Origin of the sequence: Streptomyces sp. DH-12 (genome assembly GCF_002899455.1) — a bacterium.
Classification (GTDB): domain Bacteria; phylum Actinomycetota; class Actinomycetes; order Streptomycetales; family Streptomycetaceae; genus Streptomyces.
In genome coordinates this window covers 2,353,281-2,368,810 of record NZ_PPFB01000001.1, presented here as the reverse complement: position 1 = coordinate 2,368,810, position 15,530 = coordinate 2,353,281, and the positions used below count along the sequence as shown (strand labels likewise).

Genomic DNA, 15,530 nt, shown 5'->3' with positions numbered 1-15,530 from the left:
ACGGCGGAGTGAACGAGGACGGGACGCGGACCGGCGGCCAGGAGCCGGACGGCTCGGAGCAGGACCGGCCGAAGAAGCAGCAGCGCTCCTTCTGGAAGGAGCTGCCGATCCTCATCGGCATCGCGCTCGTCCTGGCGCTGCTGATCAAGACGTTCCTCGTGCAGGCGTTCTCGATCCCCTCCGACTCGATGCAGAACACCCTCCAGCAGGGTGACCGGGTCCTGGTCGACAAGCTGACCCCGTGGTTCGGCTCCGAGCCCGAGCGCGGCGAGGTCGTCGTCTTCCACGACCCCGACAACTGGCTGGCGGGCGAGCCGACCCCCGACCCCAACGCGCTGCAGGAGGCTCTCAGCTTCATCGGCCTGATGCCGTCCGCGGAGGAGAAGGACCTGATCAAGCGGGTCATCGGCGTCGGCGGCGACACGGTCGAGTGCAAGGGCACCGGCCCGCTGAAGGTCAACGGCAAGGCGCTGAACGAGCCGTACGTGTACCCGGGCAACACCCCGTGCAGCCAGGACGACCAGGGCGGCCAGTTCAAGGTGAAGGTGCCCGAGGACCACATCTGGGTCATGGGCGACCACCGGCAGAACTCCCGGGACTCCCGCTACAACACGGCCGACAGCAACCAGGGCTTCGTCCCCGTCGACAAGGTCGTCGGCCGCGCCGTGGTCATCGCCTGGCCGATCAACCGCTGGACCAACCTGCCCGTCCCGGACACCTTCGACCAGCCCGGCCTGAACACCCCGGCGCAGAACGCGGCGGCCCTGACGGTCGCGCCGCCCGCGGTCGCGCTGGCCGGCGCGGTGCCGTTCGTGCTGTGGCGGCGCCGTCGCGCCTGACAGCGGGGCGCGGGGAGGGCTGACCCGCCCGCGTACCGCCGGGGTAGGGTGCCGCCCATGAGCGGTCAGAGCACGACGCGTACGGTCCCGGGCAGCGGCGGCTCCGGCACGGCACGGGCCGGCCGGACCGGGCAGGTGCTGTCCAACGTGGCCGTCGCGCTCGGGCTGGTGCTGTTCCTCGGCGGGTTCGCCTGGGGAGCGGTGGTCTACCGGCCGTACACCGTGCCGACCACCTCGATGGCCCCGACGATCGGCGCCGGCGAGCGGGTGCTGGCCGAGCGCATCGACGGCGGCGAGGTCCGCCGCGGCGACGTCGTCGTGTTCACGGACGCGACCTGGTCGAACGCGCCCATGGTGAAGCGGGTCGTCGCCGTCGGCGGCGACACCGTCTCCTGCTGCGAGAACGGCAAGCTCACGGTCAACGGCAAGGAGATCGAAGAACCGTATCTCCCCGAGGACCCGATGGCGCGGTCCGCCGTCTTCCCCGAGGTGACCGTGCCGAAGGGCCGCCTGTTCCTGCTCGGCGACGAGCGCTCCGGCTCGGTCGACTCCACGGCCCACCTGACCGACGCCGCCGGCGGCACGGTCTCCCGCGACGCCGTCCGGGCCCGGGTGGACGCCGTGGTCTGGCCGATGGACGGCATGCTCGCCAAGCCCACCGGCTTCGAACGGCTCGGCCCCCTCTCCACGTCCGGACCGCTGCCGACCGTGCTCGCCGCGGTGGCCGGTGGCGCGGTGCTGGTGCTCGGGGGCGCCGCCTACGGGCCGCTGGCCAAGCGCGCGGCCGCGTCCCGGGCCCGGAACGCGGCGGGGAGCACCGGTGGCCGCTGAACCCGCGCCGACGGTGCCGGACACCTGTGCGGGCGGGTTGCGCAGGGTCGCCCGGGTGGTCCTGCTCGACCCGCGGGACCGCATCCTGCTGCTGCACGGCCACGAACTGGACGACCCCGGCACCGACTGGTGGTTCACCCCCGGCGGCGGCGTGGAGGGCGACGAGACCCGTGAACAGGCCGCCCTCAGGGAACTCGCCGAGGAGACCGGCATCACCGACGTCGACCTCGGCCCCGTGCTGTGGCGGCGGCGCTGCTCCTTCCCGTTCGCGGGCCGCCGGTGGGACCAGGACGAGTGGTACTACCTGGCCCGTACGACGCAGACGGCGACCGCGGCCACGGCCCTGACCGAGCTGGAGCGGCGCAGTGTCGCGGGAGCGCGCTGGTGGACCTGCCCGGAACTGCTCGACGCCCGTGAGACGGTGTATCCGACCAAGCTCGCCGGGCTGCTGCGGAAGCTGCTCGACGAGGGCCCCCCGGCCGCGCCCGTGACCCTGGACACCGAAATCGTCCGGTGACTCCCGGGACTGGCGCACAATGGTGGGATCGCACGGCTGAAGGGGAACATGCCATGAGCGCCGAGGACCTCGAGAAGTACGAGACCGAGATGGAGCTGAAGCTCTACCGGGAGTACCGCGATGTCGTCGGTCTGTTCAAATACGTGATCGAGACCGAACGGCGTTTCTACCTCACCAACGACTACGAGATGCAGGTCCACTCGGTCCAGGGCGAGGTGTTCTTCGAGGTCTCCATGGCGGACGCCTGGGTCTGGGACATGTACCGGCCCGCCCGCTTCGTGAAGCAGGTGCGCGTACTCACGTTCAAGGACGTGAACATCGAGGAGCTCAACAAGAGCGATCTGGAGCTGCCGAGCGGGTGAGGTCACCCTTGCGGGTGGCGGGGTTGTCCACAGTCGTCCGGTTGTGCACGTGACGCGGCGGGAACCGGCGGGGGTGCGTGACGGTTGGCGCCGGAGGTGGTGCCGGCATGGACGCACGGCAGGACACGGAGCAGGTACGCGGTCGCGGGGTGGCGGCCCAGGCAGAGCCGGGCCGCGGGGGACCGAAGGAACACGGCGGGCGGGCCCGCGGCGCGCTCGGGAGGTACGCGCTCGGGAGGTACGGGGAGACGCTGGCCGCCCGGCGGCTCACCCAGGCCGGGATGACGGTGGTGGCGCGCAACTGGCGCTGCGGCCGGACCGGCGAGATCGACATCGTGGCGCGGGACGGCGACGCCCTGGTCGTCTGCGAGGTGAAGACCCGCCGCACCGGTTCCTTCCAGCACCCCATGGCGGCGATCACACCGGCCAAGGCGAGCCGGCTGCGCGGTCTGGCGGAACGCTGGCTCCAGGAACACGGGGGAGCCCCGCCCGGCGGTGTCCGCATCGACCTGGTCGGCGTGCTGCTCCCGAGGCGCGGCGCCCCCGTCGTCGAGCACGTCAGGGGGGCGGCCTGACATGGGATTCGCCCGTACGTGTTCGGTGACCCTCGTCGGCGTCGAGGGCGTTGTCGTCGAGGTGCAGGCCGACCTGGAGCCGGGAGTCGCCGCGTTCACGCTGGTGGGACTGCCGGACAAGAGCCTGACGGAGAGCCGGGACCGGGTCAGGGCCGCCGTGGTCAACTCCGGCGGCGAGTGGCCGCAGAAGAAGCTCACCGTGGGACTGAGCCCGGCATCGGTGCCGAAGGCCGGCAGCGGCTTCGACCTCGCTGTCGCCTGCGCGGTGCTCGGCGCCGCCGAGCGGATCGACCCCCGCGTTCTCTCCGACATCGTGATGATCGGCGAGCTGGGGCTGGACGGCCGGGTGCGGCCGGTGCGAGGCATCCTCCCGTCGGTGCTGGCCGCGGCGGATGCGGGCTTCGAGCAGGTGGTGGTGCCCGAGTGCGCCGCCGCCGAGGCCGCCCTGGTGCCGGGCGTGTCCGTGCTGGGCGTGCGCAGCCTGCGCCAGCTCATCGCGGTCCTCACCGACGAACCGGTGCCCGACGAGGAGTCCTTGGAGCCGGAGCGGCCCGACCCCCTGATGGCAGGACTGCGCGATCTCGGCAGCGGAGCGGTCACGGCCATGAGCGGCGGCCCGGGCCGGTACGACCAGGGGCACGACCTCGCCGACGTCGTGGGCCAGCACGCGGCGCGCACGGCGGTCGAGGTGGCCGCGGCGGGCGGACACCACCTGTTTCTCGAGGGCCCGCCGGGTGCCGGGAAGACGATGCTCGCGGAGCGGATGCCGTCCGTCCTGCCGCCGCTGGACCGGCAAGCCTCCCTGGAGGTGACGGCGGTGCACTCGGTGGCGGGTCTGCTGCCGCCGGGCCGGCCGCTGATCGACACCGCGCCCTACTGCGCGCCGCACCACTCGGCCACCATGCAGGCCCTCGTCGGCGGCGGCCCGGGGACGGCCAGGCCGGGAGCGGTGTCCCTGTCGCACCGAGGCGTGTTGTTCCTGGACGAGACCCCCGAGTTCAGCAGCAAGGCGCTGGACGCCCTGCGCCAGCCGCTGGAGGCGGGGCATGTGGTCATCGCGCGCAGCGCGGGCGTCGTGCGCTTTCCGGCGCGCTTCCTCATGGTGCTCGCGGCCAACCCCTGCCCCTGCGGCCGGTTCTCCCGCACCGACGACCGGTGCGAGTGCCCGTCCTCGGCCATCCGCCGCTACCAGGCCCGGCTCTCCGGACCGCTGCTCGACCGGGTCGACCTGCGGGTCGAGGTCGAGGCCGTCACCCGTGGCGCGCTGACGGCGGCGGGCGCCCGGGGCGAGGCCACCGCCACGGTCGCCGACCGGGTGCGCTCGGCCCGGGACCGCGCCGCCGCGCGGTTCCACGGCACCCCCTGGCGCCTCAACAGTGAGATCCCCGGGCGTGAACTGCGCAACCGCTGGCAGGCCGCACCGGGCGCCATGGACGAGGCCGAGCGCAGCCTGGAGCGGGGCGTGCTGACTGCGCGGGGGCTCGACCGGGTGCTGCGGGTCGCCTGGACCGTCGCCGACCTGGCCGGCCACGACCGCCCCGATGCCGGCGACGTCGCCCTCGCCCTGCAACTGCGCACGGGCGTCCCGCGCGGGGTGCCGATGACGATCGGGGCGGGGGTATGAGCCAGGCGAGCGGGCCGTACGGTCCGACCGAACCGACCGAACCGACCGAACCGACCGAACCGACCGAGCCGGCCGGGTCGACGGGTCCCACGGGGCTCACCGAGTCGACCGGATCACCGGGGCCGACCGGACCGACCGCACCGGGCGGTCCCCTCGGCCGCGTCTTCCTCGCCCGCGTCCTCGAACCCGGTGACGAGGCCGGCGGGCGTTGGGTGCGTGAACTCGGTGTGGATGCCGTGGTGCGGCGGCTGAGGCAGGGCGGGGAGCCACTGCCGGGCGTCAGCGCCAAGCGGTGGGCCGGGCTGCTGGCGAGGGCCGAGCGGGCCGACCCGCGCCGGGATCTCGCCGTCGCACGGGACGCCGGCGTGCGGTTCGTGAGTCCCGGGGACGCCGAGTGGCCCCGCCAGCTCGACGACCTCGGGGACGCCCGCCCGCTCGGCCTGTGGGTGCGCGGCAGCGCGGACCTGCGGATGTGGGCGCTGCGATCCGTCGCCCTCGTCGGCGCCCGCGCCTGCACCGAGTACGGCGCGTTCATGGCCGCCACCCTCGCGGCGGGACTCGCGGAGAAGGGCTGGATCGTCGTCTCCGGCGGCGCCTACGGCATCGACGGCGCCGCCCACCGCGGGGCGCTCGGCGCGGGCGGCGCGACCGTCGCCGTGCTCGCCTGCGGGGTGGATCGTCCCTACCCGCGCGGACACGCCGGGCTGATCAACCGTATCGCCGAACAGGGGCTGGTGGTCGGCGAGTTGCCGCCGGGCGAGCATCCGACACCCAGCCGATTCATCCTCCGCAACCGCGTGATCGCCGCCCTCACGCGGGGCACGGCCGTCGTGGAGGCAGCCCACCGCAGCGGCTCCCTGGTGACCGTCCGCGCCGCCCGCCGTCTGGGACGCCACACGATGGGGGTGCCGGGCCCGGCCACCAGCGGCCTCTCCGCCGGGGTGCACGAACTGCTCCGGCAGGACGCCGTCCTGGTCACCGCCGCCGACGAGATCGTCGAACTGATCGGCGACATGGGCGAGCTCGCACCGGAGCGCAGGGGGCCGGTGCTGCCCCGCGACCTGCTGGACCCGGCGGTCCGCCAGGTCCTCGCCGCGCTGCCGGCCCGCGGGGCGGCCCGCCCGGACGACGTCGCCCGCACGGCGCAGACCACGCCGGACGACGCGATCGCGAAGTTGTACGAGCTCCGAGCACTTGGTTACGTCGAACGACACGGCGACGGCTGGAAGTTGACGCGCCAGGCGATGATCTCGCTCCGGGCCGGTGCCGATGTCCGTTGACACAGCGTGTTCGGCCGTCCGGGGGAACCCCGACACGCCGTGGAAAATACGCCGGTTGGGGTATCCGGGTGATCACGCAGAGCGACGGATGTGCCCCGGCGGGACGGCCCCCGGAACGTATCTGCGCACGGCTCGGCCCCCGTTCTTCGCACACCGCGACGCCGCAGTCACGCTACGCTCACGAGGGCCCAGACACGGACAGGCCAGAACAGACATCGGACAGACAACGCGACCAGGCAGTACCAGCCCACGGCAGAACGGCACTAGGCGACGAATGCCCCAGCACACCTCCGGGTCCGACCGGGCGGCGATCCCCCCAGCCGCCCGTGACGGTGGCAGCGTGCGGCCGCCCGCTCCCTCGACGCTCGACGAGCTGTGGCGGTCGTACAAGGCGACGGGGGACGAACGTCTGCGGGAGCAGTTGATCCTGCACTACTCGCCGCTGGTGAAGTACGTCGCCGGCCGGGTCAGCGTGGGTCTGCCGCCCAACGTCGAGCAGGCGGACTTCGTCTCCTCCGGGGTCTTCGGGCTGATCGACGCGATCGAGAAGTTCGACGTCGACCGCGAGATCAAGTTCGAGACGTACGCGATCACCCGCATCCGCGGCGCGATGATCGACGAACTGCGCGCGCTGGACTGGATCCCCCGCTCGGTACGGCAGAAGGCGCGCAACGTGGAGCGCGCCTACGCCACCCTCGAGGCGCGGCTGCGGCGCACGCCGACGGAGAACGAGGTCGCCGCCGAGATGGGCATCACCGTCGGCGAACTGCACGCGGTGTTCAGCCAGCTCTCGCTCGCGAACGTCGTCGCCCTGGAGGAGCTGCTGCACGTCGGCGGCGACGGGGGCGACCAGCTGAGCTTCATGGACACCCTGGAGGACACCGCCGCCGACAACCCGGTGGAGGTCGCCGAGGACCGGGAGCTGCGCCGCTTCCTGGCGCGGGCCATCAACACCCTGCCCGAGCGCGAGAAGACCGTGGTCACGCTGTACTACTACGAGGGCCTCACGCTGGCCGAGATCGGCAACGTCCTGGGCGTGACGGAGAGCCGGGTCAGCCAGATCCACACCAAGTCCGTGCTCCAGCTGCGCGCCAAGCTGGCGAGTTTCGGCCGCTGAGCCCGGCGGTGGCCGCGATGACCGGCCGGCCCGACCCCTGGCCGCCGTGGGCGGGGCATCCGTAAAGTGGACGACGTGCCAAGGATTCGAGCGGCCTCCGTGGCCGAGCACCGGTCGATGCAGCGAGCCGCCCTGCTGGACGCGGCACGCTCCCTGCTGTCCGAGGGCGGTACGGAGGCGCTGACCTTCCCGGCCCTCGCCGAGCGCACGGGCCTCGCCCGGTCCTCCGTGTACGAGTACTTCCGCTCGCGGGCGGCCGTCGTCGAGGAGCTGTGCGAGGCCGACTTCCCCGTCTGGGCGGCCGAGGTCGAGGCGGCGATGGCGGACGCCGAGGGCCCCGAGGGCAAGATCGAGGCGTACGTCCGCAAGCAGCTGGAACTGGTGGGGGACCGCCGGCACCGCGCGGTCGTCGCGATCTCCGCGAGCGAACTGGACGCCGGCGCCCGCGAGAAGATCCGCGCGGCCCACGGCGGACTCATCGCCATGATCGTCGAGGCGCTCGCCGAGCTGGGGCACGCCGAGCCGCGCCTCACCGCCATGCTGCTCCAGGGCGTGGTCGACGCCGCCGTGCGCCGCATCGAGCTGGGGGCGGCGGAGCACCCCGACGTGATCGCCCGGGCGGCGGTCTCCCTGGCTCTGGGCGGCGTCCGGGGCTGACGTCCGGCGCTCGGATCCCGGAGCCTGCCGGCCCGTACCGGAGTCTGGAAGCCCTCAGGGCAGGGGTACCCCGAGCACCGGGAGGAGCCGGGACGGGCCCCGGTGGAGCAGCCACGGGGGCAGCAAGGAGAGCGGGTCCAGGTAGCTTTCGCCCCGCAGCAGACCCCAGTGCACGCACGGGGCCGCGCAGTGGGAGCCCCCCGCCTCCACCGTGCCGACCACCTCGCCCGCCGTCACCTCCGCGCCCTGGGGCACCGAGGCGCGCACGGGTTCGTAGGTGGTGCGCAGCGGCGGATCGCCGGTGCCGGCGAGTTCCACCGAGACGACGCCCTTCCCGGCCACCCGGCCCGCGAACGACACCCGGCCGTCCGTCATCGCCCGTACCGGAGTCCCCGGAGCCGCCGCGAGATCGACGCCCCGGTGCCCGGGCCCGTAGACGGTCGCCGGCGGTTCCCAGCCGCGCAGCACCTGTGGGCGTACCCCCACCGGCCAGGTACGGGCGATGGCCGGAACGGCGTCGTCCGCGGCTCGGCGCGCGCCCCCGCCGGCCGGCGGTGAAGGCGGTGACGCCGCGTCCCCCGTCCCCGCCGCGAACAGCCGTGACGCCGGCGGCGCCAGCAGTGCCGCCACGGTCAGGGCCACCACCAGCACCAGCCGTACACACCGCCTGGTCCAGCCGTCCCGCCCGCTCCGGTCGTCCCGTTCACGCCACCCACGTCCCTCGTTCCATCCCTGTCGTCGCATGGCGGAAGCGTCTCCCGAGGACGTGATCCCCGCCGGGACCTGTGGACGGCCACCCGGGTTGTGGACAACGGCGTCACCCGGCACCCCGCGGGTCCCGTACACTTCTGGTGGCGACCCGGGCCACCGGGTCGACTTCGCACGCCCCGACATCGGGACCGGTCACGGCCGTGGCCCGGTGTCAGCGCCCCTCGGTCCTTCGTGGCACGGCGCGTCGTGGGCGTCAGGCGCGGGAGCCGTCCGGCACCCGCGGCACAACCGAGCAATTCAAGGAGATACGGCCATGGCCGTCGTCACGATGCGGGAGCTGCTGGAGAGCGGCGTCCACTTCGGTCACCAGACCCGTCGTTGGAACCCGAAGATGAAGCGCTTCATCTTCACCGAGCGCAACGGCATCTACATCATCGACCTGCTCCAGTCGCTGTCGTACATCGACCGCGCCTACGAGTTCGTCAAGGAGACCGTGGCCCACGGCGGCACGGTCATGTTCGTCGGCACGAAGAAGCAGGCGCAGGAGGCCATCGCCGAGCAGGCCACCCGCGTCGGCATGCCCTACGTCAACCAGCGCTGGCTGGGCGGCATGCTCACCAACTTCTCGACCGTCTACAAGCGCCTGCAGCGCCTCAAGGAGCTCGAGCAGATCGACTTCGAGGACGTGGCCGCCTCCGGCCTCACCAAGAAGGAGCTGCTGGTCCTCTCCCGCGAGAAGGCGAAGCTGGAGAAGACCCTCGGCGGTATCCGCGAGATGCAGAAGGTGCCCAGCGCCGTCTGGATCGTGGACACCAAGAAGGAGCACATCGCGGTCGGCGAGGCCCGGAAGCTCAACATCCCGGTCGTCGCCATCCTCGACACCAACTGCGACCCCGACGAGGTCGACTACAAGATCCCGGGCAACGACGACGCGATCCGCTCCGTCACCCTGCTCACCCGCGTGATCGCCGACGCCGTGGCCGAGGGCCTCATCGCCCGCTCCGGCGGCGGCGAGGGCAAGGGCGAGAAGGCCGCCGGTGAGCCGCTGGCCGAGTGGGAGCGCGACCTGCTCGAGGGCGAGAAGAAGGCCGAGGAGGCCGCTCCGGCCGCCGCCGAGGGCGAGAAGCCGGCCGAGGAGCCCGCTGCCGAGGCGCCCGCCGCCGAGGCCCCGGCCGAGCAGGCCTGACCCCTCCGTCAGAGCCGATGACGGCGGGAGCGGTGACATGACGTCCGCTCCCGCCGTTCACCCGTAGACCGGCGGTGGCCCGGGACCTGTCCGTGCGGCGGTCCCGCCCCGCCGATCTTCGAACCTCCAGACTTCGAGAAAGATTCACAGACTCATGGCGAACTACACCGCCGCCGACGTCAAGAAGCTCCGGGAGCTCACCGGCGCCGGCATGATGGACTGCAAGAAGGCGCTGGACGAGGCCGACGGCAACGTCGACAAGGCCGTCGAGGCGCTCCGCATCAAGGGCCAGAAGGGCGTCGCCAAGCGCGAGGGCCGCTCCGCCGAGAACGGCGCCGTGGTCTCGATCATCGCCGACGACAACTCCTCCGGTGTCCTCGTCGAGCTGAAGTGCGAGACGGACTTCGTCGCCAAGGGCGAGAAGTTCCAGGCCGTGGCCGCCGCCATCGCCGAGCACGTCGCCAAGACCTCTCCGGCCGACATCGAGGCCCTGCTCGCCTCCGAGATCGAGGCCGGCAAGACCGTCCAGGCGTTCGTGGACGAGGCCAACGCCAACCTGGGCGAGAAGATCGTCCTGGACCGCTTCGCGCAGTTCGCCGGCGGCTACGTGGCGGCGTACATGCACCGCACGATGCCCGACCTGCCCCCGCAGATCGGTGTGCTCGTCGAGCTGGACAAGCCCAACGCCGAGATCGCCAAGGGCGTCGCCCAGCACATCGCCGCCTTCGCGCCGAAGTACCTCTCCAAGGACGACGTCCCGGCCGAGGTCGTCGAGTCCGAGCGCCGCGTCGCCGAGGAGACCACCCGCGCCGAGGGCAAGCCCGAGGCCGCCCTGCCGAAGATCGTCGAGGGTCGCCTCAACGGCTTCTTCAAGGACGCCACGCTGCTCGGCCAGCCCTACGCGCTGGACAACAAGAAGTCCGTCCAGAAGGTCCTGGACGAGGCCGGTGTCACCCTGAAGCGCTTCACGCGCATCAAGGTCGGCATCTGAGTCCGCACCGCGACGGGCGCGCGACCCCGATAGGGTCGACAGCAGTCGTTCGGACACGCGTCCACGCACGCGCGCGTGCCGGGCGACAGCAGATCTGACGAGGAGGCCATTGCCGCATGGGATGCGAACCACGCCCCACCGGCAATGGCCTTCTTCGTATGTGCAACACGTGAAAGAGGCGGGATTCGACCATGACGACCAAGGCTGAGAAGAGCGACGACGGCAAAGTGCGCGGCCGGTTTCTGCTGAAGCTGTCCGGAGAGGCCTTCTCCGGGGGCGGAGGCCTGGGCGTCGATCCCGACGTGGTGCACGCCATCGCACGCGAGATCGCGGCCGTCGTACGGGACGGCGCGCAGATCGCGATCGTGATCGGCGGCGGCAACTTCTTCCGCGGAGCCGAGCTCCAGGTGCGCGGCATGGACCGCGCCCGCTCCGACTACATGGGCATGCTCGGCACCGTGATGAACTGCCTCGCCCTCCAGGACTTCCTGGAGAAGGAGGGCGTCGACTGCCGCGTGCAGACCGCCATCACCATGGGCCAGGTCGCCGAGCCCTACATCCCGCTGCGCGCCGTGCGCCACCTGGAGAAGGGCCGCGTGGTCATCTTCGGCGCCGGTATGGGCATGCCGTACTTCTCCACCGACACCACCGCCGCCCAGCGCGCCCTCGAGATCGACGCCGAGGCGCTCCTCATGGGCAAGAACGGTGTCGACGGGGTCTACGACTCCGACCCCAAGACCAACCCGGACGCCGTCAAGTTCGACGCCCTCGGCTACGGCGAGGTCATCACCCGGGACCTGAAGGTCGCCGACGCCACGGCCGTCACGCTCTGCCGTGACAACAGCCTGCCGATCGTCGTGTTCGAACTCCTGAAGGAGGGCAACATCGCCCGCGCCGTCAAGGGTGAGAAGATCGGCACGCTGGTGGGCGACCAGGCCGGGCACAACTGACCGGGGGATGGACAATGTCCTGCCGGTCGTGAACCGTGCAGGAAGAAGACGCGACGCAGCCGGCCGCCGCCCCGACCGTGGACCGCAGCCGGGCCTACTCAAGACACGCAGGAGCAAGTGGTGATCGAAGAGACCCTCCTCGAGGCCGAGGAGAAGATGGAGAAGGCCGTCGTGGTCGCCAAGGAGGACTTCGCCGCGATCCGCACCGGCCGTGCGCACCCGGCGATGTTCAACAAGATCGTGGCCGACTACTACGGCGCGCCGACGCCGATCAACCAGCTGGCCTCTTTCTCCGTGCCCGAGCCGCGCATGGCCGTGGTGACCCCGTTCGACAAGAGCGCGCTGCGCAACATCGAGCAGGCGATCCGTGACTCCGACCTGGGCGTCAACCCGAGCAACGACGGCAACATCATCCGGGTGGTGTTCCCCGAGCTGACCGAGGAGCGCCGGCGCGAGTACATCAAGGTCGCCAAGGGCAAGGGCGAGGACGCGAAGATCTCGATCCGCTCCGTCCGCCGCAAGGCCAAGGAGGCCATCGACAAGCTGATCAAGGACGGCGAGGTCGGCGAGGACGAGGGCCGCCGTGCGGAGAAGGAGCTCGACGACACCACGGCGAAGTACGTCGCCCAGGTGGACGAGCTCCTGAAGCACAAGGAAGCGGAGCTGCTCGAGGTCTGATGAACGACTCTTCCTGGGGGACGCCGCAGACCGGGTACTGGGGGCCGTCCGACCACGGACCCGGCCGGGGAGCTGTCCCGGCGGGTCCCGCGTACGATGCGCACAGCGCACAGCAGACGCGCCCCATGCCCATCGTGCCTGACGTACCCGAACACGGCGGAGACCAGGATGCGGACCGGGGGGTCGCTCGGCTGAGCGGCCCCCTGTTCCGAGACGAGCCCACGCGGGCCCGCCCCCTGCCGGGGGAGGTGCCGCAGAATCCGGAGCCCATGCCCCACGCCCCGCAGCCGGCGCCTGCACCGCAGAAGAAGAACGCGGGGCGGGATCTCGGTGCCGCGATAGGCGTCGGCGTCGGACTCGGCGCGGTGATCGTCGCGTCGCTGTTCGTCGTCAAGGCCGCCTTCGTCGGGGTGATCGCCGTCGCCGTCGTGGTGGGCCTGTGGGAGCTGACCACGCGGCTGGACGAACGCAAGGGCATCAAGGCGCCCCTCGTCCCGCTGGCGCTGGGCGGCGCGGCCATGGTCGTCGCCGGGTACGCGCGGGGCGCGGAGGGCGCGTGGATCGCCATGGCGCTCACCACGCTGGCGGTGCTGGTCTGGCGCATGACGGCACCGCCGGAGGGCTACCTCAAGGACGTCACCGCGGGCGTCTTCGCCGCCTTCTACGTGCCGTTCCTGGCGACGTTCGTCGCGATGCTGCTGAAGGCCGAGGACGGTCCGTGGCGCGTGCTGACGTTCCTGGTGCTCACCGTGGTCAGCGACACCGGCGCGTACGCGGTCGGCTGGCGCTTCGGCAGGCGCAAGCTCGCCCCGCGGATCAGCCCCGGCAAGACCCGCGAGGGCCTGCTGGGAGCGGTCGCCTTCTCGATGGCGGCGGGCGCGCTGTGCATGCAGTTCCTGATCGACGACGGCATGTGGTGGCAGGGCCTGCTCCTCGGCCTCGCGGTCGCCGTCAGCGCCACGCTGGGCGACCTCGGCGAGTCCATGATCAAGCGGGATCTCGGCATCAAGGACATGGGCACGCTGCTGCCCGGCCACGGCGGCATCATGGACCGCCTGGACTCCCTCCTCCCGACGGCGCCGGTGGTGTGGCTGCTGCTGGCGATCTTCGTGGGCACGGGCTGAGGTCCGTCCTCCTGCCGCCGCACGGCCCCCGTCCTCCCGGAGGACGGGGGCCGACGCGTGCCGCCGCTCTCCAGGAGCGCGGCCTGGCCGACGTGCCCGGGCTCCAGGTGATCCGCGGCGCACGCTTCGCGCAGGCGCCCGGCACGGGCCACGCGCTGCCTGCGGCCACAGGTGGAAGCAGCGGTTCCTCCGCGTGATCTTCGGGTGGCACAATCCCCGGGCACGACGCTGGATCCGCTGGTGGAACGTGCTCGTGCGCTGTGGCAGGACCTGGCCGGTGCACCCGTGGAGTTCGGACGATCCGCCGCCGGCGTGGTCGTCTCGCCGGCGTCGACGCAGTGTCCGCCCTCGTGGTGCGGGATCGTGGTCCTGGACGGAGCGGGGATCACCACGGTGCCGACGGACGAGGTCGCGGCGGCACATCAGGCCTGGCCGAGAAGGACGGCGCATCCGTCCGTCCTGACGGCGCCGGAGCATCGCGGACGCGGACCGGCGAAGACGGGGGCCTCTGCGGCGGTCGCGCACGCTCTCGGCGCGGGCCTCATGCCGCAGTGGAGAGCCCGACGGGCATCGTCCCGACGGGTCGCCCGCTCGCTCGGGTTCCGGGAGATCGGAGCTCAGTCGAGTGTTCGGCTCGGCGAGGACGGAGGGGCGGCACCGGCCACGATCCGCCCGGGGCTGCCGAGCCGCGACCGGTGACGAGCACCACCGACCGGTACGGCAGCCGACGCCCGGGGGTCACCCGTCTGGATCTGCGACACTGGTACTGCCATGCCTAAGCCCGGAGAACTCACATTCGTAGCGCCGCGCGGAGCCAAGAAGCCGCCGCGGCATCTTGCCGATCTCACGCCTGCCGAGCGCAAGGAGGCGGTCGTCGCGGTCGGTGAGAAGCCGTTCCGTGCCAAGCAGCTCTCGCAGCACTACTTCGCGCGGTACGCGCACGATCCGGAGCAGTGGACCGACATCCCCGCCGGTTCGCGCGGGAAGCTGCGGGAAGCGCTGCTTCCCGAGCTGATGAGCGTCGTGCGGCACCTGTCGACCGACCAGGGGACGACCCGCAAGACGCTGTGGAAGCTGTTCGACGGGACGCTCGTCGAGTCGGTGCTGATGCGGTACCCGGACCGGGTCACCATGTGCATCAGCTCGCAGGCCGGGTGCGGCATGAACTGCCCGTTCTGCGCCACCGGGCAGGCCGGGCTGGACCGGAACCTGTCCACCGCCGAGATCGTGCACCAGATCGTGGACGGGATGCGGGCGCTCCGCGACGGCGAGGTGCCCGGCGGGCCCGCGCGGCTCAGCAACATCGTGTTCATGGGCATGGGCGAGCCCCTCGCCAACTACAAGCGGGTCGTCGGCGCCATCCGCCGGCTCACCGACCCCGAGCCCGACGGGCTCGGCCTGTCGCAGCGCGGGATCACCGTGTCGACGGTGGGCCTCGTGCCGGCCATCCACCGGTTCTCCGACGAGGGCTTCAAGTGCCGGCTCGCCATCTCGCTGCACGCCCCCGACGACGAGCTGCGCGACACCCTCGTCCCCGTGAACACCCGGTGGAAGGTGCGCGAGGTGCTCGACGCCGGGTTCGAGTACGCGGCGAAGTCCGGGCGGCGCCTGTCCATCGAGTACGCGCTGATCCGGGACATCAACGACCAGGCGTGGCGCGGTGACCGGCTGGGGCGGCTGCTCAAGGGGCGCCCCGTGCACGTCAACCTCATCCCGCTCAACCCGACGCCCGGCTCCCAGTGGACCGCGTCGCGGCCCGAGGACGAGAAGGCGTTCGTCGAGGCGATCGCCGCGCACGGTGTGCCGGTCACGATCCGGGACACCCGTGGACAGGAGATCGACGGGGCGTGCGGTCAGCTCGCCGCGACCGAACGGTAAGGTGACCCCGGTCAGTACATCTGAACAGGCAACATCCGAATAAGCACACCTTCAGCACACCTTCATATTCCGACAGGGGAGCGCCACAGCGCTGAGAGTGCGGCACCGGCCGCAGACCCTCCGAACCTGGCCCAGGTCATTCTGGGTAGGGAGATCGGTCATCACTCGAGCTGTTGCGCCCTGCCCGGGACTCCGCCCAGGGGTCCCGGG

17 protein-coding genes and 1 riboswitch are annotated in these 15,530 nt (G+C 71.9%); of the genes, 16 read left to right on the top strand and 1 reads right to left on the bottom strand.

The window, feature by feature from the left end; all coding sequences use genetic code 11:
• Nucleotides 1-8 precede the first annotated feature (8 nt).
• The 9 genes from lepB (C1708_RS09400) to C1708_RS09360 all read left to right on the top strand — a co-directional run bounded on the left by lepB (C1708_RS09400) (nt 9) and on the right by C1708_RS09360 (nt 7,802).
• Entirely contained in the window at nt 9-839 is an 831-nt protein-coding gene (gene lepB, locus C1708_RS09400; RefSeq protein ID WP_403473645.1) for a signal peptidase I, read from the top strand.
• Nucleotides 840-896: 57 nt separating this feature from the next.
• On the top strand, nt 897-1,670 hold the full coding sequence (gene lepB, locus C1708_RS09395; protein ID WP_106412231.1) for a signal peptidase I: 774 nt from the start codon (nt 897-899) through the stop codon (nt 1,668-1,670).
• Entirely contained in the window at nt 1,660-2,187 is a 528-nt protein-coding gene (locus tag C1708_RS09390; protein ID WP_106412230.1) for an NUDIX hydrolase, read from the top strand. The genes lepB (C1708_RS09395) and C1708_RS09390 overlap by 11 nt, the downstream gene beginning before the upstream one ends.
• A 53-nt stretch (nt 2,188-2,240) precedes the next feature.
• The gene (locus C1708_RS09385) at nt 2,241-2,549 is read left to right on the top strand and encodes a DUF2469 domain-containing protein (RefSeq protein WP_003993268.1); all 309 of its coding nucleotides are present in this window, start codon (nt 2,241-2,243) and stop codon (nt 2,547-2,549) included.
• A 107-nt stretch (nt 2,550-2,656) separates the two neighbouring features.
• Nucleotides 2,657-3,124: a YraN family protein gene (locus tag C1708_RS09380; RefSeq protein WP_106412229.1), complete on the top strand. Its 468-nt coding sequence runs from the start codon at nt 2,657-2,659 to the stop codon at nt 3,122-3,124.
• A gap of 1 nt (nt 3,125) precedes the next feature.
• On the top strand, nt 3,126-4,748 hold the full coding sequence (locus C1708_RS09375) for a YifB family Mg chelatase-like AAA ATPase (RefSeq protein WP_106412228.1): 1,623 nt from the start codon (nt 3,126-3,128) through the stop codon (nt 4,746-4,748).
• Nucleotides 4,745-6,028 carry a DNA-processing protein DprA gene (dprA, locus tag C1708_RS09370; protein WP_241911209.1) on the top strand — a complete coding sequence of 428 codons (1,284 nt, stop codon included), beginning with the start codon at nt 4,745-4,747 and terminating at the stop codon, nt 6,026-6,028. Before C1708_RS09375 ends, dprA begins: the two co-directional genes overlap by 4 nt.
• 274 nt (nt 6,029-6,302) lie before the next feature.
• Nucleotides 6,303-7,145, top strand: a complete 843-nt coding sequence (gene whiG, locus C1708_RS09365; RefSeq protein ID WP_006130436.1) for an RNA polymerase sigma factor WhiG — start codon at nt 6,303-6,305, stop codon at nt 7,143-7,145.
• A 99-nt stretch (nt 7,146-7,244) separates the two neighbouring features.
• A complete protein-coding gene (locus C1708_RS09360; RefSeq protein ID WP_106412227.1) occupies nt 7,245-7,802 on the top strand; it encodes a TetR/AcrR family transcriptional regulator in 558 nt (185 codons plus the stop codon).
• A gap of 54 nt (nt 7,803-7,856) precedes the next feature.
• On the opposite strand, the gene C1708_RS09355 is transcribed toward C1708_RS09360, so the two are convergent.
• Nucleotides 7,857-8,453 carry a M23 family metallopeptidase gene (locus tag C1708_RS09355; protein WP_198602439.1) on the bottom strand — a complete coding sequence of 199 codons (597 nt, stop codon included), beginning with the start codon at nt 8,451-8,453 and terminating at the stop codon, nt 7,857-7,859.
• A gap of 373 nt (nt 8,454-8,826) precedes the next feature.
• On the opposite strand from C1708_RS09355, the gene rpsB reads away from it, so the two are divergent.
• The 7 genes from rpsB (at nt 8,827) to rlmN (ending at nt 15,320) form a co-directional block, all read left to right on the top strand.
• Complete coding sequence (gene rpsB / locus C1708_RS09350) at nt 8,827-9,699, top strand: 30S ribosomal protein S2 (protein WP_106412226.1); 873 nt, start codon at nt 8,827-8,829, stop codon at nt 9,697-9,699.
• Between the two features lie 154 nt (nt 9,700-9,853).
• Entirely contained in the window at nt 9,854-10,690 is an 837-nt protein-coding gene (tsf, locus tag C1708_RS09345; RefSeq protein WP_106412225.1) for a translation elongation factor Ts, read from the top strand.
• 191 nt (nt 10,691-10,881) lie between these two features.
• Nucleotides 10,882-11,640 carry a UMP kinase gene (gene pyrH, locus C1708_RS09340; protein WP_106412224.1) on the top strand — a complete coding sequence of 253 codons (759 nt, stop codon included), beginning with the start codon at nt 10,882-10,884 and terminating at the stop codon, nt 11,638-11,640.
• Nucleotides 11,641-11,760: 120 nt separating this feature from the next.
• Nucleotides 11,761-12,318 carry a ribosome recycling factor gene (gene frr, locus C1708_RS09335; RefSeq protein ID WP_006136598.1) on the top strand — a complete coding sequence of 186 codons (558 nt, stop codon included), beginning with the start codon at nt 11,761-11,763 and terminating at the stop codon, nt 12,316-12,318.
• Nucleotides 12,318-13,442, top strand: a complete 1,125-nt coding sequence (locus tag C1708_RS09330; RefSeq protein ID WP_106412223.1) for a phosphatidate cytidylyltransferase — start codon at nt 12,318-12,320, stop codon at nt 13,440-13,442. The genes frr and C1708_RS09330 overlap by 1 nt, the downstream gene beginning before the upstream one ends.
• A 171-nt stretch (nt 13,443-13,613) precedes the next feature.
• A complete protein-coding gene (locus C1708_RS09325) occupies nt 13,614-14,141 on the top strand; it encodes a GNAT family N-acetyltransferase (RefSeq protein WP_342210887.1) in 528 nt (175 codons plus the stop codon).
• A gap of 72 nt (nt 14,142-14,213) precedes the next feature.
• On the top strand, nt 14,214-15,320 hold the full coding sequence (rlmN, locus tag C1708_RS09320; RefSeq protein ID WP_106412222.1) for a dual-specificity RNA methyltransferase RlmN: 1,107 nt from the start codon (nt 14,214-14,216) through the stop codon (nt 15,318-15,320).
• Between the two features lie 64 nt (nt 15,321-15,384).
• A riboswitch (TPP riboswitch) is annotated at nt 15,385-15,490 on the top strand.
• Nucleotides 15,491-15,530: the final 40 nt, after the last annotated feature.

Excerpts from the sequence above, each read along its gene's own strand:
- lepB (WP_106412231.1), top strand. The coding sequence starts at position 897 with ATGAGCGGTCAGAGCACGACGCGTACGGTCCCGGGCAGCGGCGGCTCC.
- C1708_RS09385 (WP_003993268.1), top strand. The coding sequence starts at position 2,241 with ATGAGCGCCGAGGACCTCGAGAAGTACGAGACCGAGATGGAGCTGAAG.
- C1708_RS09380 (WP_106412229.1), top strand. The coding sequence starts at position 2,657 with ATGGACGCACGGCAGGACACGGAGCAGGTACGCGGTCGCGGGGTGGCG.
- C1708_RS09375 (WP_106412228.1), top strand. The coding sequence starts at position 3,126 with ATGGGATTCGCCCGTACGTGTTCGGTGACCCTCGTCGGCGTCGAGGGC.
- dprA (WP_241911209.1), top strand. The coding sequence starts at position 4,745 with ATGAGCCAGGCGAGCGGGCCGTACGGTCCGACCGAACCGACCGAACCG.
- whiG (WP_006130436.1), top strand. The coding sequence starts at position 6,303 with ATGCCCCAGCACACCTCCGGGTCCGACCGGGCGGCGATCCCCCCAGCC.
- rpsB (WP_106412226.1), top strand. The coding sequence starts at position 8,827 with ATGGCCGTCGTCACGATGCGGGAGCTGCTGGAGAGCGGCGTCCACTTC.
- tsf (WP_106412225.1), top strand. The coding sequence starts at position 9,854 with ATGGCGAACTACACCGCCGCCGACGTCAAGAAGCTCCGGGAGCTCACC.
- pyrH (WP_106412224.1), top strand. The coding sequence starts at position 10,882 with ATGACGACCAAGGCTGAGAAGAGCGACGACGGCAAAGTGCGCGGCCGG.
- C1708_RS09330 (WP_106412223.1), top strand. The coding sequence starts at position 12,318 with ATGAACGACTCTTCCTGGGGGACGCCGCAGACCGGGTACTGGGGGCCG.
- rlmN (WP_106412222.1), top strand. The coding sequence starts at position 14,214 with ATGCCTAAGCCCGGAGAACTCACATTCGTAGCGCCGCGCGGAGCCAAG.